General features: G+C 64.0%; 15 protein-coding genes. 10 read left to right on the top strand and 5 right to left on the bottom strand.

Features of this window, described 5'->3' with window-relative positions; translation table 11 throughout:
* Positions 1 to 6: 6 nt before the first annotated feature.
* The 10 genes from AB5I78_RS28725 (at position 7) to AB5I78_RS28680 (ending at position 14247) form a co-directional block, all read left to right on the top strand.
* Positions 7 to 1296 (top strand): DotU family type VI secretion system protein, encoded by a 1290-nt coding sequence (locus AB5I78_RS28725; protein ID WP_369301865.1) that lies wholly within the window; start codon positions 7 to 9, stop codon positions 1294 to 1296.
* The gene (gene tssM, locus AB5I78_RS28720) at positions 1293 to 4793 is read left to right on the top strand and encodes a type VI secretion system membrane subunit TssM (RefSeq protein WP_369301866.1); all 3501 of its coding nucleotides are present in this window, start codon (positions 1293 to 1295) and stop codon (positions 4791 to 4793) included. The genes AB5I78_RS28725 and tssM overlap by 4 nt, the downstream gene beginning before the upstream one ends.
* Entirely contained in the window at positions 4790 to 5443 is a 654-nt protein-coding gene (tagF, locus tag AB5I78_RS28715; RefSeq protein ID WP_242199561.1) for a type VI secretion system-associated protein TagF, read from the top strand. The genes tssM and tagF overlap by 4 nt, the downstream gene beginning before the upstream one ends.
* A complete protein-coding gene (locus AB5I78_RS28710; protein ID WP_369301867.1) occupies positions 5444 to 6163 on the top strand; it encodes a PP2C family serine/threonine-protein phosphatase in 720 nt (239 codons plus the stop codon).
* Positions 6160 to 9147, top strand: coding sequence for a serine/threonine-protein kinase (locus AB5I78_RS28705; RefSeq protein WP_369301868.1), 2988 nt, complete (start codon positions 6160 to 6162; stop codon positions 9145 to 9147). Before AB5I78_RS28710 ends, AB5I78_RS28705 begins: the two co-directional genes overlap by 4 nt.
* Positions 9147 to 9851, top strand: coding sequence for an ABC transporter ATP-binding protein (locus tag AB5I78_RS28700; RefSeq protein WP_242199859.1), 705 nt, complete (start codon positions 9147 to 9149; stop codon positions 9849 to 9851). Before AB5I78_RS28705 ends, AB5I78_RS28700 begins: the two co-directional genes overlap by 1 nt.
* Complete coding sequence (locus AB5I78_RS28695; protein WP_369301869.1) at positions 9851 to 11035, top strand: ABC transporter permease; 1185 nt, start codon at positions 9851 to 9853, stop codon at positions 11033 to 11035. The genes AB5I78_RS28700 and AB5I78_RS28695 overlap by 1 nt, the downstream gene beginning before the upstream one ends.
* The gene (locus AB5I78_RS28690; RefSeq protein WP_242199564.1) at positions 11028 to 12740 is read left to right on the top strand and encodes an SUMF1/EgtB/PvdO family nonheme iron enzyme; all 1713 of its coding nucleotides are present in this window, start codon (positions 11028 to 11030) and stop codon (positions 12738 to 12740) included. The genes AB5I78_RS28695 and AB5I78_RS28690 overlap by 8 nt, the downstream gene beginning before the upstream one ends.
* An 84-nt stretch (positions 12741 to 12824) precedes the next feature.
* Complete coding sequence (tagQ, locus tag AB5I78_RS28685) at positions 12825 to 13748, top strand: type VI secretion system-associated lipoprotein TagQ (RefSeq protein ID WP_106575871.1); 924 nt, start codon at positions 12825 to 12827, stop codon at positions 13746 to 13748.
* Between the two features lie 124 nt (positions 13749 to 13872).
* Positions 13873 to 14247: a helicase gene (locus AB5I78_RS28680; protein WP_369301870.1), complete on the top strand. Its 375-nt coding sequence runs from the start codon at positions 13873 to 13875 to the stop codon at positions 14245 to 14247.
* Between the two features lie 131 nt (positions 14248 to 14378).
* Here AB5I78_RS28680 and AB5I78_RS28675 read toward each other — a convergent pair whose 3' ends face one another.
* The 5 genes from AB5I78_RS28675 to exbD all read right to left on the bottom strand — a co-directional run bounded on the left by AB5I78_RS28675 (position 14379) and on the right by exbD (position 20279).
* Positions 14379 to 15779 carry an aminoacyl-tRNA deacylase and HDOD domain-containing protein gene (locus AB5I78_RS28675; protein ID WP_369301871.1) on the bottom strand — a complete coding sequence of 467 codons (1401 nt, stop codon included), beginning with the start codon at positions 15777 to 15779 and terminating at the stop codon, positions 14379 to 14381.
* 77 nt (positions 15780 to 15856) lie between these two features.
* On the bottom strand, positions 15857 to 17932 hold the full coding sequence (gene recG, locus AB5I78_RS28670) for an ATP-dependent DNA helicase RecG (RefSeq protein ID WP_119737210.1): 2076 nt from the start codon (positions 17930 to 17932) through the stop codon (positions 15857 to 15859).
* An 8-nt stretch (positions 17933 to 17940) separates the two neighbouring features.
* On the bottom strand, positions 17941 to 18861 hold the full coding sequence (locus AB5I78_RS28665; protein ID WP_015886540.1) for a hydrogen peroxide-inducible genes activator: 921 nt from the start codon (positions 18859 to 18861) through the stop codon (positions 17941 to 17943).
* Positions 18862 to 19107: 246 nt separating this feature from the next.
* Complete coding sequence (locus tag AB5I78_RS28660; protein WP_369301872.1) at positions 19108 to 19857, bottom strand: energy transducer TonB; 750 nt, start codon at positions 19855 to 19857, stop codon at positions 19108 to 19110.
* The gene (exbD, locus tag AB5I78_RS28655) at positions 19854 to 20279 is read right to left on the bottom strand and encodes a TonB system transport protein ExbD (RefSeq protein ID WP_003195519.1); all 426 of its coding nucleotides are present in this window, start codon (positions 20277 to 20279) and stop codon (positions 19854 to 19856) included. Before exbD ends, AB5I78_RS28660 begins: the two co-directional genes overlap by 4 nt.
* Positions 20280 to 20282 lie beyond the last annotated feature (3 nt).

The raw sequence follows: 20282 nt of genomic DNA, 5'->3' as shown, positions 1-20282 counted from the left end.
TCCGCGATGCATCCCAATGATGATGACCGCACCCAGTTCATGCCGCGCCCGGGTGGCCGTGCGCCGGAACCTGCGCGTGCAGAGCCGGCGCCGCTGTCGGTGCCGGCCGCGCCGATCCTGACCGGCAAAAGCCAGGGCCTCAACCCGCTGGAAAGCGCCGCCGGCCCACTGTTGGCGCTGTTGACGCGGCTGCGCAACACCATCGCGCACCCGGCACCGGCCAGCCTGCGTGCGCAGTTGCTGGGTTACCTGCGCCAGTTCGAAGAGCGCGCCGAAGCCGCTGGCGTGGCGCGCAATGAAGTGCTGCTGGCGCGTTACGCGCTGTGCACCGCACTCGATGAAGCGGTGCTCAGTACGCCGTGGGGCAGCACCAGCGACTGGGGCAAGCAGAGCCTGCTGATCACGGTGCACAACGAAGCCTGGGGCGGTGAAAAAGTCTTTCAGTTGCTCGACCACTGCCTGCAAAGCCCGCGCGAGCGCCTGTACCTGCTGGAGCTGTTGTACCTGTGCATGTGCCTGGGTTTCGAGGGCCGTTACCGCGTGATGAACGACGGTCGCAGCCAGCTTGAAGCCTTGCGTGAACGCACCGCCGCCGCCATTCGCACTGCGCGTGGCGAGCACGAGCGCGAGCTGTCGCCGCACTGGCGCGGCGTGACCGTGGCGCGTGATCGCCTGGCGCAATTCATGCCGCCGTGGATCGCCGTGGCCATCGGCCTGGCGCTGCTGCTGGCCTTGCTGTTCGGCTTGCGCATGAAACTGGCGTCGGATGCCGAGCCGGTGTTCAAGAACATTCATGCCCTGGGCGAGATCCCGGTGCAGGCCATCGACCGTCCGGTGGCGCAGCCCAAAGTCATCGAGCGGCCGCGCTTGGCCGGTTTCCTGGTGGAAGACATCAAGGCAGGCCGCGTGGCGGTGGAAGACAAGGTCGACCGCTCCGTGGTGACGATCCGGGGCGATGAGCTGTTCGCCTCGGCCAGCTCCAGCATCGTCGATGACTACCAGCCGCTGATGCTGCGTATCGCCGACGCCATCCGCAAGGTCAAGGGCCAGGTGCGCGTCACCGGGCACAGCGATAACCGCCCGATTGCCACGCTGCGCTTCCCGTCCAACTGGGCGCTGTCCGAAGCCCGCGCCAAGTCGGTGCTGGAGATCCTGGCCGCCAAGACCGGCCAGGCGGATCGCTTCAGCGCCGAAGGCAGAAGTGACACCGAGCCTGTGGCCACCAACGCCACCGCAGAAGGCCGTGCCCGCAATCGTCGGGTTGAAATCACCGTATTGGCGGAGGGCGTCGAGTGAAGGCGTTTTTCAGTTTCATGATTCGCTGGGTGATTCCCGTGCTGGGCCTGATCGCCCTGAGCCTGATCATCTGGTTTGTGGGGCCGCTGCTCGATGTGCTGGTGCCAGAAGGGCGGCGCTGGGCGCTGATCATTCTGGTGTTTGCGGTGTGGATCGCGTATCGCGTGTTCCGCATTATCCAGGCCCGCCGCCAGGCCGCCGAAGTGATGCGCAGCCTGGCCGCGGAAACCCCGGTCGACCCCAACAGTGTCGCCACCGCCGAAGAACTCAGCACCCTGCGCCAGCGCATGGACGAGGCCCTGGCGCTGCTGAAAAAGGCCAAGCTCGGTGGTGATGAACGCCGCAACCTTTACGAGCTGCCGTGGTACGTGATCATCGGCCCGCCGGGGTCGGGCAAGACCACCGCGCTGGTCAATTCCGGCCTGCATTTTCCACTGGCTGCGCAATTGGGCGCGGGTGCGGTGCGGGGCGTCGGTGGCACGCGCAACTGCGATTGGTGGTTTACCGACCAAGCCGTTTTGCTCGACACCGCGGGCCGCTACACCACCCAGGACAGCAACTCGACGGTGGATAAGGCGGCGTGGCTGGGCTTTCTCGACCTGCTGAAAAAGCAGCGCTCGCGCCGCCCGATTGATGGCGCGTTTATCGCCATCAGCCTCTCGGATCTGTTGCTTGGCACGGACGCCGAACGGGCTGCCCATGCGGCGGCGATTCGCTTGCGTATCCAGGAGCTGTACACCCAGTTGGGCGTGCGTTTCCCGATTTACCTGATGCTGACCAAGCTCGACCTGGTGCCGGGCTTCATGGAGTTCTTCGACAACCTGAGCAAGGAAGAGCGCGCCCAGGTGTGGGGCATGACCTTTGCGCTCGATGACGGCAAGCACAGCGACAGCCCGTTGGCGACGCTGCAAAGCGAGTTCGCCGGCCTTGAGCAACGCCTCAACGAACGGTTGGTGGAGCGCCTGCAACAGGAGCGCGACCCGGCCCGGCGCGATCTGATCTACGGCTTCCCGCAGCAGTTCGGCGCTTTGAAGGATTGCCTGCAAAGCTTCCTCGAAGGCGTGTTCAAACCCAATGCCTTTGAAGAGCGCGTGCTGCTGCGCGGCGTGTACTTCACCAGCGGTACCCAGGAAGGCAGCCCGATTGATCGCCTGATCGGCGCCATGGCGCAAAGCATGAACCTGGACCGCCAGCACCTGGCGCGCCAGAGCGGCACCGGGCGCAGCTACTTCATCGAAAAACTCTTCACCGCTGTGGCCTTCGCCGAGCGCGGCCTGGTGGGTGTGAACCCCAAAGTCGAGCGTCGACGCAAGTGGATCGCACGCGGCGTGCTGGCAGCCACCGTCGCCTTGGTGGTGGTGGTCAGTGGTTTGTGGTGGGTGAGTTATCGCGCCAACCAGGCGTATATCGCCCAGGTGGATCAGAAGGTCGCGCCGTTGGGCCAGGCTGTACAGAACCTCAGCCCGGCGCAGCGCGAAGTGCTCGCCGTGCTGCCGTTGCTCAATGCGGTGAAGAGCCTCGCGGGTGATTCGCCAAGCTGGTCCGAAGGGCTGGGCCTGTACCAGGGCGACATGCTCGAAGCCGAATCTGCCAGCGTCTACCGCAAGCTGTTGATCGCCGTGTTTGCGCCTCGCCTGGTGACGCGCATCGAAGAGCAACTGCACGGTGGCGGCAATTCCGATTTCCTGTACGAAGGCCTCAAGGCCTACCTGATGCTCGCCGATGCCGAGCATTACGACCCGGACTTCATCAAGGCCTGGATCGCTCTCGATTGGGACCGCAACCTGCCGCGCGACCTGCCGGCCGATCAGCGTCAGGCGCTGACCGAGCACTTGCAGGCGTTGTTCGAACGCCACCCGCCAAACGCGCGCCTGGACCCACGGCTGATTGACGACCTGCGGCGCCAACTGCAACAACTGCCGGTGGCCCAGCGCGTCTATGACCGGGTCAAGCGCCAGAAGCTGCCCGACGGCATCCCGGACTTTCGCATCAACGAAGCCGCAGGCCGCGATGCTGCGCTGGTGTTCAGCCGCAAAAGCGGCAAGCCGCTGGGTGAGCCGCTGAGTGGGTTCTTCACCGCCAAGGGGTATCGCCAGGCGTTCTTGCTAAGCAGCCTGAACCAGACCGGCACCCTCGCCGAAGAGCAATGGGTGCTGGGCCGTGAACAGGCCGACCAGCAGAACGTGGTCAGCCTCGCTGCCGACGTGCGTCGCTTGTACTTCCAGGACTACCAGCGCCAATGGGACGCCTTGCTCGCCGACGTCGACTTCGTGCCGATCACCAGCGTGGCCCAGGCGGCCGATGTACTGCGGGTGATTTCCGGCCCGACCTCGCCACTGAAAAAACTGCTGGTGGCCGTGTCCAAGGAAACCGACCTGCAAGCCGAAGAGCGCCAATTGGCGGCCAAGGGCGTGCCGGTGGAAGGCGGCGTCGACAAACTCAAAGAGCGCCTCGGCAGCCTGCTCGGTCAGGAACAACCGACCGCCAACGCGCCGCAAACGGCAGACGATCCGGTGACCGCGCACTTTGCCGAGCTCAACAGCATCGTCAGCAAGAATGAAGGCGAACCTGCCGCCATCGACGGCCTGCTGGCAGACATGAACGCGCTGTACGTGCAGGTCAGTGCCATGGTCGGCGCCAGTGGCGACGCCTTGCTTGGTGAGGCCAAGAACCAGGCGGCGGCTGCGGCCACGCGGGTCAGCCTGAATGCCGAACGCCAGCCGCCGCTGGTACAGGGCATGGTCAAGTCGGTGGTCAACTCCACTACCAACAGCATGATGGGCGGCGTGCGTAACCAACTGAACGCGGCGTGGGTCAGCGAAGTGGTCAACGTGTACCGCCAGTCGCTGGCCGGGCGTTATCCGATGTCGCCGGGCAGCGCCCGCGACGCCACGCTGGATGACTTCGGCCAGTTCTTCGGCGTGGGCGGGGTGATGGACAACTATTTCCGCAAGTACCTGCAGCCTTACGTGGACACCTCCGCGCAGACCTGGCGCTGGCAGCCAGGCGCCGCGCAAAAGCTCGGGATTGCGCCAGGCGTGTTGCAGACGTTCCAGCGTGCAGCGGCGATTCGTGATGCGTTTTTCCGCGCCGGTGGTACGCAGCCCATTGTGCGTTTCGAACTTAAACCGGTGTCGATGGACCCGACCATCACCCAGTTCCTGCTTGATCTGGATGGCCAGCAATTGAGCTACGACCACGGCCCAAGCCGCCCGGTCGCCATGCAATGGCCGAACCCCGGCAGCATCGGCGTGGTGCGTATTTCGATCATGCCGCCATCGGCCAGCGGTCGTTCGGGCGTGACCCTGGACGGCCCGTGGGCCTGGTTCCGCTTGCTGGAACAGTCGGACCTCACCGCCGGCAACTCGCCGGACCGTTTCAACCTGCGCCTAAGGGTGGACGGGGCGAGCATCGCCTACGAGCTGCGCGCCAACAGCGCCTTCAACCCGTTCAAGAGCCGCGTACTCAGTGGCTTCAGCCTGCCGGAGCGGTTATGACGACGCTGGGTTTCTACGGCAAGTTGGCCAGCCGCGGTGACTTTGTCAGCCGCGCCTTGCCCCAGAGTTTTATCGGCCCGTGGGACAGCTGGCTGGCGGCAGGTCTGCTGGCCAGCCAGAACAGCCTGGGCGGCGACTGGCTCAATGTGTACCTGGTCAGCCCGTTGTGGCGCTTTGTGCTGGCGCCGGGTGTGTGCGGGCCGGACGCGGCGGCGGGGGTGGTCATGCCGAGCATTGACCGGGTCGGCCGGTATTTTCCGTTGGCGGTGGTGGCGTTGCTCGATCACGACACCAACCCCGCATCCCTGGTGGGCGGGCCGGACACCTGGTTTGAGCAGGCCGAAGAGCTGCTGCTCAGCACACTGGATGCCGGCGCGACCTTTGAAGGCTTCAACGATGGCATCGACAAACTCGGCATCCCGGCCAGTGAGCAACGCGCGGTGGACAGCCGCTTTGCCGGCCTGCAACGCGTTGCCGCCACCGTGCCCCACAGCCGCATGATCGCGCTCGCCGAACAGGCCTGCGAGGGCGCGAGCCTGTGGTGGGGGCGGGGTTCGCAGGTAATTTCCCCAGGTTTATTGCGGTGTCAGGGTTTGCCTGCCGCCGGCGATTTTGCGCAGTTTTTGCTCGGACAAGAAGGTGTGGTGTAGATGGGGGCGACGTTCAAATCCGCGAGCAAAAGCCATGTGGGCATGGTCCGCCAGGTCAATGAAGACGCCTGCCTGGACTTGCCGGAAAACCGTCTGTGGGTGGTGGCCGACGGCATGGGCGGGCACGCGGCGGGCGACTACGTCAGCAGCCTGATCGTCGATAGCCTGCGTGCTGTGCCGGTGGGGCGTTCCCTCGACGAATATTCGGCGGCCCTGCGCAATGACCTGATCCGCATCAACGCAACCGTGCGCGAAGAAACCGCCAACCGTGGCGTGACCATGATGGGCAGCACCGTGGTGGTCCTGGCCGCACGCGGCTTGCGCGGCGTGTGTTTGTGGGCCGGCGACAGCCGCCTGTACCGCTTGCGCGAGGGCGTGTTGGAAGGCATTTCCCGCGACCACAGCTACGTGCAGGACCTGCAAGACAGCGGCTTGCTCAGCGAAGCCGATGCCCGTGTGCACCCTCGCGCCAATATCGTCACCCGCGCGATCGGCGTGGAGGCGCAGTTGGAGGTGGCGGTGGTCGACCTGCTGATTGCGCCCGGTGACAGCTACCTGCTGTGCAGCGACGGCCTGAACAAGACCGTCGAGGATCATGAAATCCGCGAAGTGCTGGGCCATGACGCGCCGGATGAAATCGTGCGCAGCCTGGTGCACCTGGGCCTCAACCGGGGCGCGCCGGACAACATCACCGCCATTGTCGTGAAGGTTTCGTCATGAACATCGTGATTCCGGGTTATGACATCGAAGGCGAGATCGGCGAAGGCGCCATGGCCAGCGTGTACCTGGCGACCCAGCGTTCGCTGGAGCGCAAGGTGGCGTTGAAAGTGATGGCGGCGGCGCTGGCGGCGGACCCAAGTTTTTGCGAGCGTTTCCTGCGCGAGGGCAAGACCCTGGCGCGCCTGTCGCACCCGCACACGGTGACCATCCATGACATCGGCAACGTCGGTGAGCTGTATTACATGGCCATGGAGTACCTGCCCAACGGCACGCTCAAAGAGCGCATTGCCGCCGGCCTGACACCGGAGCAGGGCGTGACGTTGATCCGCCAGATCGCCTCGGCGCTGGGCTATGCGCATGCTCAGGGCCTGGTGCACCGTGACGTCAAGCCGGCGAACATTCTGTTCCGCGCTGACGGCACCGCCGTGCTGTCGGACTTCGGCATCGCCAAGTCTCTGGATGACCGTACCCAGTTCACTCAAGCCGGGTTTGCCGTGGGCACGCCGAGCTACATGAGCCCGGAGCAGGCGCGGGGCCAGGAGATTGATGGCCGCGCTGACCTCTACGCACTCGGCGTGGTGCTCTATGAAATCCTCGTCGGCGAGTTGCCTTACAGCGGCACCGATGCCCTGTCCACGGCGCTGGCGCACCTGACCGAACCGCTGCCGGAATTGCCGGTGCACCACGGCCGTTATCAGGAGGTGTTGCGCAAGCTGTTGGCCAAGGACCCGGCGGAGCGTTTCCCGGACGCGGCGGCGTTGCTGCGCGCGCTGGACCAACTGCCGGCCGACTCGCCGGAAGCCACGCTGGTGCGGCCGTTGCCGATTCCGCTGAGCTTCGACCTGGCCGGGATGACGCCGGTGTCTATCGACATTCCGACCGACAAACCCCAGCCGCAGCCGGTGCGCCAACCGGTGGTGACGCCGACCCAACACAGCAACGTGTCCGAGCAGCGCCGTGGGCCGGTGCTGGCCTTGGCTGCAGTCGCAGTAGCTGTCGCGCTTGCCATCGGTGGCGCGAGCTACTGGTGGTTGAGCCGCGGCGATACGCCAGCGGCGCCGCCCGCTGCGGTGGTGCCGAAAACGCCCGCGCTTCCTGAAGTAAAAACGGCTGTGGCCGATGCGGACGGCGGCCAGCGCCCCTTGCTGATGGCGGGCAAGAAGACCCTGTTCCAGCGGGTGCTGAGCAAGCCGGGCGCCAAGCTGTCCCACGATGCCGGTGGTGCTTCCAACGAGGGGCTGCCGGCGTTTTCGGTGCTCTACGTTTACCAGCGCAAAGACGTCGATGGCAGCCCGTGGCTGCGTGTCGGCGCTGCCACCGATGGGCGCAGCGACGGCTGGTTGCCGGCCGCCCAGGTCAGCGACTGGAAGCAAAGCCTGGTGCTCAAATTCACCGAGCGCTCGGGCCGGGCGCCGGTGATGTTCCTGCGCCAATCCAGCGAGGTGGAAAAACTGTTGGCCGACCCTGCGGCCGCCAAAGGCGTTCTGGCCAAGGCGCAGAAGAACAGCGAAGACAATCAGCAGGTGTTGGCGCTGGAGCCGACGGCCAGCGCGGTGCCGCAGGACCAGTTCTACCTGCTGCCGATTTTCGACTCCAAAGAGAGCTTCGACGAAAACGGCCAGCCGGTGCAGTTGCTCAATGTGGCCTCTATCGACCCCGGCAGCAGCGCGGCCGCCAAGCCGGCCGCCCGAGCGATCAACACCAGCGCCGACGCCTTCCGCACCGCCGTGGTGCTGGTGGTCGACACCACCGTGTCGATGCAGCCTTACATCGACCAAGTCCGCGACGTGGTGCACGAGCTGCAAACCCGTATCGCCGAGCGCGGTGAGCTGGACAGCGTCAGCTTCGGGCTGGTGGGTTTTCGCAACAGCATCAAGAAAACCCCAGGGCTTGAGTACGTCGCCAAGACGCTGATCAGCCTCGATCAGGGCCGCGACCCGCAGCGCTTTCTCGACATCGCGCGGCAGGTCAAAGCCTCCACCGTGTCCAGCCACTCGTTCAACGAAGACGCGTTTGCCGGGGTGATGCAGGCCGTGGATGGCATGGACTGGTCCGGCTATGGTGGGCGCATCATCCTGCTGGTCACCGACGCTGGCGCACTGCGCAAGAACGACCCGTTTGCCGCCACCCAGATGAACGAAGCCGAGGTGCGCCAGGCCGCGCTGGGCAAGCAGATCAAGATCTACGCCCTGCACCTGCGCACCGACGCCGGCAAGAAAACCCATGCCGGTGCCGAAACCCAGTACCGCGTGCTCACCGCCGACGCCAACCCGCAGATCGGCGACCTCTACACGCCGGTGCCGAGTGGTGATGTGCGCAAGCTGGGTGAGCGTGTCGATGAGATCGGCAGCGTATTCGCCAACCTCGTGCACCAGGTGCGCAGCAATACGCCGCAACCGGTGCCGCTGCTGAGCGCCGCGCCGACCTTGGCCGACAAGTCCGCGGCCGTCGGCTACGCCATGCACATGGATTTCCTCGGCCGCAAAACCGCGAGCCAGGCGCCGCAACTGGTCAGCGCCTGGACCGCCGACCGCGACCTGACCAACCCGGCGCTGCCGGCGTTCCAGGTGTGTGTGATGCTGACCAAATTGCAGCTCAACGACCTGCAGCAGTCGCTGAAACTGATCGTCGATGCGGCGCGCAAGACCCAGACCTCGCCCAAGGATTTCTTCCAGGAAATCGCCAGTGCCTCGGCCTACATGAGCCGCGACCCACAGGCGCTGCGCAAGGGCGGCAACCTGGCCGACGGCGGCATCCTCGGCGAATACCTGGAAGGCCTGCCGTACCGCAGCAAGTCGCTGAACATGACCCAGGATTTGTGGTTGTCGTTGAGCGTGGCCGAGCAGGAAGACTTTATCGACGAGCTGGATTCGAAAATCCGCCTCTACGAAACCTTTCACAATGACGTGGCCAACTGGGTCCGTTTCGGCGATGCCGAGCCGGGCGATGCGTTGTACCGCGTGCCCTTGTCGACGCTGCCGTGATGCTGAACTTGAGCGCAGTGCACAAAAGCCGCGGCGTTGGCAGCCAGCGCTACAGCCTGGTGATTCCGGCGCTGGCGCTGCGCGCGGGTGAGCAGTTGGCAATCGTCGGGCCGAGCGGCTGTGGCAAAAGCACCTTGCTCGACGTGCTGGCGCTGGTGTTGGCGCCGGATCAGGTTGGCCGGTTTGAATTTGATCAGGTCGATGTCGGCGCTCTGTGGCGCGCCGATCAGCAGTCGACGTTGGCCGCGCTGCGCAGCACGCACTTGGGCTATGTGCTGCAAACCGGCGGCCTGCTGGGTTTTCTCGATGTGCGCAGCAATATCGCCTTGTCCCGGCAACTGCTGGGGCTCAAGGACGACGGCAGCGTCGCGCGTTTGGCCGAGCAGTTGGAGATCAGCGATCAGTTGGGCAAGAAACCGGCTGCGCTGTCGGTGGGCCAACGCCAACGCGTGAGCTGCGCCCGTGCACTGGCCCACGCGCCGCAACTGGTGCTGGCGGATGAGCCGACGGCGTCGCTTGACCCGCTGAACGCCGAACGCGTGATGCAGGCGCTGCTGGCCCAGGCCCGCGAACATCGCGCGGCCTGCGTGATCGCCACCCATGACGAGCCGCTGGCCCGCGCCAGTGGTTTGCAGGTGCGGCGCATCAGTTGCCGCCGTGACACCGACGGCGGCGTCACGGCCACCCTCGGGGAGGCGTGCTGATGCGCATCGGTCTGGTGGCGTCCCTGGCCTGGCAGGATTACCGCAACGACGCCTGGCTGTCGGCTTGTTCGGTGCTGGCATTGGTAGCCGTCATCGCGCCGTTGCTGGTGTTATTCGGCCTGAAATTTGGACTGGTTAGCAGTTTGACCGAACGCCTGGAGACCGACCCCGCAACCCGTGAAATTATTCCGTTGGGCGGCGGTCGATTCAACGCAGCGTTTATCGAGCAACTTGCCCAGCGTCGCGATGTGGCCTTTGCCGTGCCGCGTACCCGCCAGATTGCGGCGACCGCGCAGGTGGGCACGCTGACCCTGGAAATGCTGCCGACTGTAGCGGGTGATCCGCTGCTCGTGGGGTTGCCGATGCCTCGGGGCCTGGACCAGATCGTGCTGAGCCACACCGCTGCAGAAAAACTCGCGGCGCGGCCTGGCGATTGGCTGGAGACCAGCTTTGCGCGGCAAGTGGCAGGGCGCGTCGAAGCCCAGCGCACACGGTTGCAAGTGCTGGCGGTACTGCCGCTGGAAGCGTTCGCGCGGGACGGTTTGTTTGCCGATTTGCGCCTGCTGGAAGCGGCGGAAGATTACCGCGACGGCCGCGCGGTGCCGGCGTTGAGTTGGGACGGTGACGCGGTCGGTGTGAATGAGCAGCGGGTTTATCCGGCGTTTCGTCTGTATGCCCGCAACCTCGCCGATGTGGAGCGGTTGCGCGTGTTTTTCGCCGGGCAGAACCTGTTGGTGTCGACCCAGGCGAACGCCATCGCCCAGGTGCAGTCGTTGAGCCGCAACCTGTCGATCGTGTTCTGGATCATCGCCGGGTTGGCCTTGGCGGGCGCATTTGCGGCGATCTTCGCCGGCGTTTTGGCCGCCGTGGCGCGCAAGCGTCGGGAATTGTCGGTGCTGCGCCTGCTGGGGTTTTCCACTGCCGGGCTGTTGTTGTTTGTGGTGCTGCAGGCGCTGTACAGCGCAGGGTTTGCCGCCGTGCTCAGTGCCGGGTTGTATGGCCTGGCCGAGGCGGGTTTGAACAAATTATTCGTGCAGGTGCCGGGCGAATACGCCAGCCACCTGTTGGCGCCTCATTACGCCCTGGCCCTGGCTGCAGTCCTCGGCGTCAGCGCCGTGGCGGCGGCTTGTGGCGGTTGGCGAGTGGCGCGTATCCAGGCTTCTGAAGGAATCAGAGATGTATAAGTTACTGGGCGCCGCGATGGCGCTGAGCTTGGCTTCAATGGCGTGGGCGGATGAGGCGAGTGACAAACTCGACAACCCCAAACCGTTGCCCGATGACGTGAGCCTGCCGCTGCCGTGCGAAGGCAACATGGTGTTCCGCTACGCCTATGTGCTGGCCCAGGGCACCCTGGATGACCGCGAGATCAGCCTCGGTTACCCCTTTGCCGAGGGTGAGGCGGGTTATCAGCAGTCGTTTATCTCCGGCTACCGGCGCGACTTTATCAACGGCCAGTTCACGCTCAAGGATTTGCCCAAGGACTGGAACGCAGTCATTGCGCCCTTGATGCCGAAGACCGACGCCAAAACTCCGCTCAAGCCGATGCTGTACTTCATCGGCAAGTACGAAGTCACCGCGCGTCAGTATGCCCAAGTGATGTCCCAGGCACAGTCGCTCGCCAGTGGCGAGCCGGCGCCAGCCTGCGATGCGCCGACCGGCATGGCTGCACGCTTGCCCAAGGTGAAACTCTCGCGCTTTGAAGCCGAGCGCTTCTCGGCGGTGTACAGCGCCTGGTTGATGAAATACCACCGCGACTTGCTGCCGGTCAGTGGTCGTGGGTCTTCGGCCGAAGACGGTGGCCTCGGTTTTGTGCGCTTGCCCACCGAAGTGGAATGGGAATTCGCCGCGCGCGGTGGCCAGGCTGTGAGCCGTCAGGACCTCGAAGGGCGGCTGTTTCCGCGCCGTGTCGAAGGCAGTGAAAGCGACGGGCCGCTGGGTGATTACGCGGTGTTCAACCAAGTCGCCGGTGGTACCGGCCAGGCGGCACGCCTGATGCCCATCGGCACCAAATTGCCCAACCCGATTGGCATGTTCGATGTGATCGGCAATGCGGCGGAAATGGTCCAGGAATCGTTTCAACTGGTGCACGCCGGGCGCCGCCAGGGCACCTACGGCGGTTTTGTGGTCAAGGGCGGCAACTACCTGGAAGGCGAGGGCACGCTGTTCACTGGCATGCGCCGCGAATACCCGCTGTTCGCCGCCGACGGCACCGAGCAGAGCAACGAGACCACCGGTTTTCGCGTGGCGATTGGGGCGTTGTCTGCGCCGCGTTCGCGCTACAAGGAGCTGTTCGCGCAGTGGCAGAAAGAAGGCCGCCTGGCCTCGCTGACCGACGCCATCGACGACGCCCAGGACCCGACCAAGCGCCTGGACAGCATCATCGCCGCCAGCGTCGATCCCAAGCTGCAAGCTGAACTGGGCCTGGTCAACGAAGAACTCAAGCGCAACGTTTCGCTGATCGCCCAGCAACGCGAAGAGGCGGCGGGCAACCTGATTCAATCGGCCGCGCTGGTGGCCGAGACCATCAGCAACTACAACATCCGCCTGATGAACTTGCAGAAGAGTCGTCAGCAGGCTCTGGACAACAAGGACGCGGCCAGCGCGCAGCTGTTTGCCACGGCCATCGACAATGGCCGCAGCGCGCTCGACGGCGCAGTGGCGATCTACATCGACAACCTGGCCACCGGCACGCGCTACACCGACGCGGTGATCCAGGCGCAGTTTCAACGAATCAAGGAAGAGTTGGATCGCAAGCCAGTGCTCGGCAAGAGCCTGGTGACGCGCGCGACACTGTTCGTTCGCCATGTCGGCAACTACCGCAAACAACAGCGGGCCGACCCGGCAACGATTTTGAAGGAATTGCTCGCAGCGAGCGGTCAGCGGTCTTGATCGCTGGTTGTATGGCGAGCTTGGAAGGGACTCAGGCGGCGGTGGGCCGTGCTGGGCAAGTCAAACTTAACAGAGAACACACCTATGCTTTTTTCCCGTAAGGCGGTTTCCAAGCGTCACTTGCTGCTGATCGCGGCTGGTTTCAGCACCGTGTTGACTGGCTGCGCCACGTCGCCGGCGTCCAAGGTCGCGTCGAGCACCAAGGTCGAGTACTACCCGAACTGCTACGAGCCAGTGCAGCACCTGCGCGCGACCGACTCGGACATGACCAAGTCGGTTGTTACCGGTGCGGCCATCGGCGCTGCCGGCGGTGCTCTGCTGGGCGCGCTGACCGGCGACTCCGACAAGCGCGGCCGTAACGCTGCCATCGGTGCCGCGGGCGGCGCCCTGGCGGGTGGTGCAGCGGGTTACTACACCGAGCGTCAGAAGCAGATCAGCGATGACAACCAGCGCATTGCGTCCTACGCGGCTGACGTCAACAAAAGCGCCTCGGACATCGACCGCAGCACCGCATACGCCAAGGCGTCGCAGCAGTGCTACCAGAGCGCATTCACCAAGCTGGTGGCTGATCGTAAAGCCAAGACCGTCAACGACACCGAAGGCCGCAAGCGCCTGGCGGAAATCGTTTCCGGCCTCAAGGAGTCCAATGACCTGATCGTCGCGGTCAACGGCAAAGCCAGTGAAGACCTGAACAACTACACCCAGGCGTACGAGCAAGACCTGCAACAAGTGGGTGTGCAGCGTGCCGACGTAGTGACCGTGGCCACCGCTGATACCACGCCGGTGGTGACGCCGGCCAAAGGCAAAAAAGCCGTCAAGCCGGCGAAAAAGGCAGCGCTGCCGACCGTGCCGAAAGAAGCGGTCGCCACCGAAAAAACCATCCAGACCGCGCAGACCAAGCAAGCTGAAAGCAAGCAGGTCGCCAGCGCCGGTAAAGCGCAGATCGAAGGCACTTGCCGCGATCCAAACCTGGCCGACTGGGCGCCGGTGCCTTGCCCTAACGTTTAAGTAACATGTTGCTATAAGTGTTAAACGCCAGCCGATCTCCCGCTAAAGCGCGAGATCGGTGGCGTTCCTCCAACAAATCGTTACACTGCTTCGGCCACTTAATAATGATACCGAGGCCGTGTGCATGAAATTTCGTCTTCTGCTGTGGGTGCTTGGCCTGATGATGGGCAAAGCCAGCCGCACCAATCCTGCTTTCCAGCAACAGCTGGGTGACAAAGACCTGGCGTTCCAGTTGCAGACCCTCGACGGCAAAGTTGCCCGTCACTTCATCGTTAAAGACCAGCGCATCACCAGCCGCTCAGGGGTCCACCCGCAGCCTGCGTTTGCTATCGCCTTCAAAGATGCCGCCTACGGCTTCGCCACGATGCAGGCGAAGAACAAGCAACTGGCGTTCATGACGGGGATTCAGGACAAGTCGATCCAGATCAAGGGCAACCCGGCGTTGGTGATCTGGTTCCAGGGGCTGACCAAGTATTTGAAGCCGAAGAAAAATAAGTAAGTCTTTCAGTTCGACCGAGTTGAGTTCATCGCCGGCAAGCCAGCTCCCACCTATGACTGCATTCCAAAGGTGGAACTCGGTCGAATGTGGGAGCTGGCTTGCCGGCGATAGCGGTTTTTCAGGCGAAGCAGTTAACCCTGGCTGAACTGCGATGCCAGCTCACGCAACAGCACCTCGGCATCCAGTACTTTGCCGACCACTTCCTCAGCCTTGTCACGGCTCAAGCCCAAACGCTCAAGCAGTGCATCCGGAATCGCCTCATCCGGCCCGGAGCCAATGCCACGGCTGCGCAACAAGCGCACCGCCAGGCACACCAGGTTCGGGTATTCGGCATATTGCCCGTCGTAGGTCGGGTCGTGCTGGAAGCGCAGGGCGGTGGACAGTTCGTCCGGCATGTCCCAGTAGCGCATCAGCCAGGCACCGATCTGCTCGCGGCTGATGCCCAGCAAGTGTTGCTCGACATAGCTGTGGCACAGGTGCGGGTTGACCTCCAGGTGACGGCAGATCAGCGAGAAGTGCGGCGGAAACACGTGGGCCAGCAGCAGATAACCGAAGTTATGCAGCAGGCCGGCCAGGTAGGTCAGGCCGGCTTCCGGGCGCTGGGCGCGTGGCATGGCGCGGGTCAGGCCTTCGATCACGGCGGCGGTGTAGATCGACTGGTGCCAGTACGGCGTGGACTGATGCGGGTGGTCTTTGGGCAGGCTCAAGGTTTTACCCAGGGCCAGGCCCAACGCCAGGTTGATCACCAGATCAAAGCCCAGCACGCGCACGATGGCGTCTTCAACTGAACGAATTTTGCCTGGCGAGGCGTAGTACGGCGACGCGGCCCAGCTCACCACTTGGGCGGCCAGGGCCGGGTCGGTTTCCACTACGCCAGTGATGTCATCGATGGTGGCGTTGGGGTCGACGCGCAGCTTGATGATCTTCTGCGCGGTATCGGCCAGCGGTGGAATCTCGATGGTCGCTTCCAGGCGTTGCTGGATACGGCGGGCGGTGAACGCCTGCATCGCCTGAGTGATTTCCTCGCGGTCATCATTGGGGCGGTCGAGGTTCGGGCGAATGTTACTCAACGGCTCGCCGAACTGCCCGGCGCTGGCTTTGGTGAGCATGGTCTTGAAGTCGCTGCTGGCGATTTCCAGCAACAGCCCGGCTTCGCCTGAATGCACCAGCAGGCTCGGTTCGCTCAGCAGGCTGCCTTCGTACAGGCAGGGCGAACTGGTCAGGGCCGGCAGGCCTGGCAGCAGGCTCAACTCATGCTTGGCCAACATGCGCTCGATGCGATCCGGCGACACCGCGGTTAGGCGGCGGCCGGTGAGTTCGGCGAGTCGGTTGAGGTCGAGCAACTGGCTCTGCGGGAACAGCACCATGAGGGCGCCAACGGCATCTTCCAGCAAGACCGCCTGGACCTTTCGCGCGGGATTCAGGCCAGCCTGTTCGGCGACTTCCGTATAAGGAATGGCGAGCTTTGCGAGCAGAGCCCGAATGACCGGCGGGGCGGTCAGTGGGGCTGTGGCGAGGGCTACTTCTGACATGGCCTGATCCAATTTCTTACAGTCACCGAAGTATAACCAGCTTGATACAACTGTTGGTTGGATAAGTGAGTCAGGCGTCACACTTGGCCGTATTGCTGCCCATGCCGTAGCCAGCGATCGAGCAACGGGCTGACGTGATCCGGCCAGCGTTCGAGCAGCGCTTGCGCCGCATCACGCACGGCGGGTAGCAGGTCAGCGTCGCGCATCAGGTCGGCGACCTTGAATTGCAGCAGGCCGGTCTGGCGGGTGCCGAGCATTTCACCTGGGCCGCGCAGCTCGAGGTCTTTTTCGGCGATGACAAAGCCGTCGTTGGTTTCGCGCATGATGCCCAGGCGCTGACGACCGATCTGTGACAACGGTGGATGGTAGAGCAGCACACAATGGCTGGCAGCGCTGCCCCGGCCGACGCGGCCGCGTAATTGGTGCAATTGGGCCAGGCCCAGGCGCTCGGGGTTTTCGATGATCATCAAGCTGGCATTGGGCACGTCCACACCTACTTCGATCACCGTGGTGGCCACCAGCAATTGCAGGTTGCCCGCTTTGAATTCGGCCATCACCGCAGCTTTTTCCGCAGGCTTCATGCGGCCGTGGATCAGCCCGACCTTGAGTTCGCCCAGGGCACTGGTGAGGTCTTCATAGGTGGTTTCGGCGGCCTGGCACGTCAGCTCCTCGGACTCTTCGATCAGCGTGCACACCCAGTACGCCTGACGGCCTTCGGCGCAGGCACCGCGCACACGCTCGATCACTTCCACGCGGCGGGTGTCGGTGACCAGCACGGTGTTGACCGGGGTACGGCCGGGCGGCAGTTCGTCGAGGATCGAGGTGTCGAGGTCGGCGTAGGCGCTCATGGCCAAGGTGCGTGGGATCGGTGTTGCGGTCATGATCAACTGGTGCGGACTCATGCGCCCGCCCACGCCTTTTTGGCGCAGGGCCAGGCGCTGCTGCACGCCGAAGCGGTGCTGTTCGTCGATGATCACCAGCGCGAGGTTCTTGAATTTCACTTCGTCCTGGAACAGCGCATGGGTACCCACCACCATCGGTGCGCCATTGGCGATCTGTTCAAGCGCGGCCGCGCGCACCTTGCCCTTGAGTTTGCCGGCCAGCCACGCCACTTCCAGGCCCAGCGGCTCGAGCCAGCGCTTGAAGGTGATGAAGTGCTGTTCGGCGAGAATCTCGGTGGGCGCCATCAGCGCCACTTGGTAACCGGCTTCCAGTGCCTGCAAGGCGGCGAGGGCGGCGACCACGGTTTTGCCAGCGCCCACGTCACCCTGGATCAGGCGCAGCATCGGTTCTTTCTGACTGAGGTCGTAGGCGATTTCATTGCCAACCCGTTGCTGGGCCCCGGTGGGCGCAAAGCCCAGGTTCGCCAGGTATTGCGCAGGCAGGCGCGTGGCCTTGGGCATTGCTGGCGCGCGCAGGGAGCGCATGCTTTCGCGCAGGCGCTGCTGGGACAGCTGGTGAGTCAGCAGCTCTTCAAAGGCCAGGCGATGTTGCGCCCAGTGATGACCCAGGGCCAGTTCGTCGACATCGGCATCGGCGGGCGGGTGGTGCAGATAGCGGATGGCATCGTCCAGCGGCGCCAGTTGGTAATCGCGGGCCAGTTCCACCGGCAGCCAGTCAGGCAGGCTTTTGGGGCCGAGCATGGTCAGGGTCTGCATGCACAGTTGGCGCAGGCGTTGTTGGGTCAGGCCTTCGGTCAGCGGGTAGATCGGCGTGAGGGTGGTATCCACCGGCGGCGGTTCGTCGCCGGTAATGGCGCGGTATTCGGGGTGGTAAATTTCCAGGCCCGACGCGCCAGGCCGTGCCTCGCCGTAGCAACGCACGCGGGTGCCGCGCTTGAGGCCTTCCTTCTGGGCGTTGCTGAAATGGTAGAAGCGCAGGCTGAGGCCACCGGTGCCGTCCTGCAGGCGTACGACCAGGCTGCGGCGCTTGCCCATCACCACATCCGCGCCACTGACGGTGCCTTCGACCACCGCGTCCTGCCCTGGGCGCAGATGGCCGATGGGCACGACGCGCGTGCGGTCCTGATAACGCAGGGGCAAGTGGAACAGCACGTCCTGGAGGTTCTCCAGGCCGACCTTGGCCAACTTCTCGGCCATGGCTTCACCGACACCCTTGAGTGCGGTGACCGACACGTGCGACAGCTCAGTCATACCCTGGCTTAGCTCGCAGCAGGCGGCTTGGCCACCGAGCACAGACGGATCGAGTCGGCGAGGATCTCAATGGCTTTCGGGCGTGGGAAGCTGGCGCGCCAGGCGATCGCCACGGTGCGGAATGGCACCGGCGGCGTGAGTGGGCGCACTTCGATCACACCGGGGGCGTAGTGATGACTGTCCACTGCTGAGAGCGGCAAGATCGAAATGCCCAGGCCGGACGCGACCATGTGGCGGATGGTTTCCAGCGAGCTGGATTCCACAGTGGTGTGCTTGGCGCCGTCGTTGCCCTTGGTCAGAGTCGGGCAGGCTTCGAGTACCTGGTCGCGGAAGCAGTGGCCTTCGCCGAGCAGCAACAGGCTCTTGTCGTTGAGCAGGCCGGCGTCGATCGTGTCTTTTTGCGTCCACGGGTGGGAGGCCGGCATCAACACGTAGAACGGCTCGTCGTAGAGCGGCAAGGTCAACACGTCCGCTTCGTTGAACGGCAGGGCGATGATGATCGCGTCCAGCTCGCCGTTGCGCAGTTTGTCGCGCAGCACGTGGGTGAAATTTTCTTCGATATACAGCGGCATCTGCGGCGCGACGCGGTGCAGTTGCGGAATCAAATGCGGGAACAGGTACGGGCCAACGGTGTAGATGGCGCCGACTTTCAGCGGCGCAGTCAGCTGGTTCTTGCCGGCCTGGGCCAGCTCGCGAATGCTTTGGGCTTGTTCCAGCACCTTTTGGGCCTGGGCGACAATGCCTTCGCCCACTGGCGTGAGGCGTACGGCGCTCTTGCTGCGCTCGAAAATCAGCACACCGAGTTCGTCTTCAAGCTTTTTCACACCCACCGACAGCGTCGGCTGGCTGACATGGCAACGCTCGGCCGCGTGGCCGAAGTGCTGCTCTTGGGCGAGGGTCACGATGTAGCGTAATTCTGTAAGAGTCATAGCGGGCGTCCATGAGGTTGCGAGCCAAGCATACCGGCTGCAATCGATAGACGCACGTTATCAGAACTTTGCTGGGGATTGAGCGGGGAGTGGCTCGGATTTAACTGAAAAATGGATTTTTAGCGGCAACAAGCAAAATGTGGGAGCGCACTGGCTCGCGAATGTGCGGTGTCAGTGACGAATGTATCGACTGACACTGCGCTTTCGCGAGCAAGCCCGCTCCCACATGGGCCCGCCTCGCAATCCTTAGCGGCGACGCTTCTCGATGTTGTAAACAAACGGCGCGACGATCTCGACGCTGCCGCCTTTCAACATGTCGGCCGGTGGCTTGGGCAATGGCTGGGCACGACGAATCATGTCCAGGGTCGCGCGGTCCAGGTCGGCGTTGCCGGAGCGGCCCACCAACTCGTAGGACAGCACATTGCCTTCGGCGTCGACCACGAAGCGCAGGCGGTTAAGCCCCTCTTTGCCACGCTGTTGAGCGCCTGGCGGGTATTTCTTGTACTTCTGCAAGTGCGCCAGCAGGGCGCCTTCCCAGGACGCTTTTGCTGCTACCTGGGCTGGCGACGGGCCGGGCACGGGTTGAGCGGATTTTTCAGCCGGCGCATTGGTCGGTGGGGTTTCGCTCGGCGGCTCTTCGGAAGGCTTCTCCTTGGGCGGCTCGGGCTTTTTCTCCACAGGCTTGGGCGGCTGGGGTTTGGGCTTGGGCTTGACCGGCTTGGGCACCTGGATCGTTGGCTTGGGCGCCTCGGCCAGTTTCGGCAAAGGCAGCTCTTCCACTGGAGCCGGCGGCTGTGGCGGCGTGACCACCTTTGGCGGCGCGGGAGGCGGTGGTGCCGGCATCGGCGCCAGGTCGATGACCATGGCGGCCGGTGGCAGCGTCACCGGATGCGGCGCGGACCATTGAAGCGCGATGATGATCGCGACGGCATGCACGCCCAGCACGACGGCGAGGCTGGTGCCATAACGCGTCAGTTTGTGGCGCGTCGTGATCATTTCTTGGCTGCCGTCTCAAGTCCGACCAGGCCTACCTTGAGGTAGCCGGCTGCCCGCAGGGCATCCATCACGCTCATCAGGTCGCCGTAGTCCACGCCCTTGTCGGCCTGGAAGAAGATCGTCGTGTCTTTCTTGCCTTGGGTCTTGGCGTCGAGCACCGGGCCCAGGGTTTCAGCTTTGACTTCTTCTTCGCCCAGGAACAGGCGTTGGTCCGCCTTGACGCTGAGGAAGATCGGCTTCTCCGGGCGCGGCGCAGGCTTGGCGCTGGAGGCCGGCAGATCGACCTTGATGTCCACGGTGGCCAACGGTGCCGCCACCATGAAGATGATCAGCAGCACCAGCATCACGTCAATAAACGGCGTGACGTTGATTTCGTGGTTCTCGACGAGTTCATCGTCGCCTTGATTCAAATGCAGGCCCATGGC

It is taken from the genome of Pseudomonas sp. N2-3-1-14 (assembly GCF_041228395.1).
In the GTDB taxonomy this organism is placed as follows: Bacteria; Pseudomonadota; Gammaproteobacteria; order Pseudomonadales; family Pseudomonadaceae; genus Aquipseudomonas.
The sequence above is the reverse complement of the archived record's forward strand: the minus strand, read 5'-3'. Positions and strand labels throughout refer to the sequence as shown.

Coding starts and splice junctions, on each gene's coding strand:
- AB5I78_RS28725 (WP_369301865.1), top strand. CDS start 7: ATGCATCCCAATGATGATGACCGCACCCAGTTCATGCCGCGCCCGGGT.
- tagF (WP_242199561.1), top strand. CDS start 4,790: ATGACGACGCTGGGTTTCTACGGCAAGTTGGCCAGCCGCGGTGACTTT.
- AB5I78_RS28710 (WP_369301867.1), top strand. CDS start 5,444: ATGGGGGCGACGTTCAAATCCGCGAGCAAAAGCCATGTGGGCATGGTC.
- AB5I78_RS28705 (WP_369301868.1), top strand. CDS start 6,160: ATGAACATCGTGATTCCGGGTTATGACATCGAAGGCGAGATCGGCGAA.
- AB5I78_RS28700 (WP_242199859.1), top strand. CDS start 9,147: ATGCTGAACTTGAGCGCAGTGCACAAAAGCCGCGGCGTTGGCAGCCAG.
- AB5I78_RS28695 (WP_369301869.1), top strand. CDS start 9,851: ATGCGCATCGGTCTGGTGGCGTCCCTGGCCTGGCAGGATTACCGCAAC.
- AB5I78_RS28690 (WP_242199564.1), top strand. CDS start 11,028: ATGTATAAGTTACTGGGCGCCGCGATGGCGCTGAGCTTGGCTTCAATG.
- tagQ (WP_106575871.1), top strand. CDS start 12,825: ATGCTTTTTTCCCGTAAGGCGGTTTCCAAGCGTCACTTGCTGCTGATC.
- AB5I78_RS28680 (WP_369301870.1), top strand. CDS start 13,873: ATGAAATTTCGTCTTCTGCTGTGGGTGCTTGGCCTGATGATGGGCAAA.
- AB5I78_RS28675 (WP_369301871.1), bottom strand. CDS start 15,779: ATGTCAGAAGTAGCCCTCGCCACAGCCCCACTGACCGCCCCGCCGGTC.
- recG (WP_119737210.1), bottom strand. CDS start 17,932: ATGACTGAGCTGTCGCACGTGTCGGTCACCGCACTCAAGGGTGTCGGT.
- AB5I78_RS28665 (WP_015886540.1), bottom strand. CDS start 18,861: ATGACTCTTACAGAATTACGCTACATCGTGACCCTCGCCCAAGAGCAG.
- AB5I78_RS28660 (WP_369301872.1), bottom strand. CDS start 19,857: ATGATCACGACGCGCCACAAACTGACGCGTTATGGCACCAGCCTCGCC.
- exbD (WP_003195519.1), bottom strand. CDS start 20,279: ATGGGCCTGCATTTGAATCAAGGCGACGATGAACTCGTCGAGAACCAC.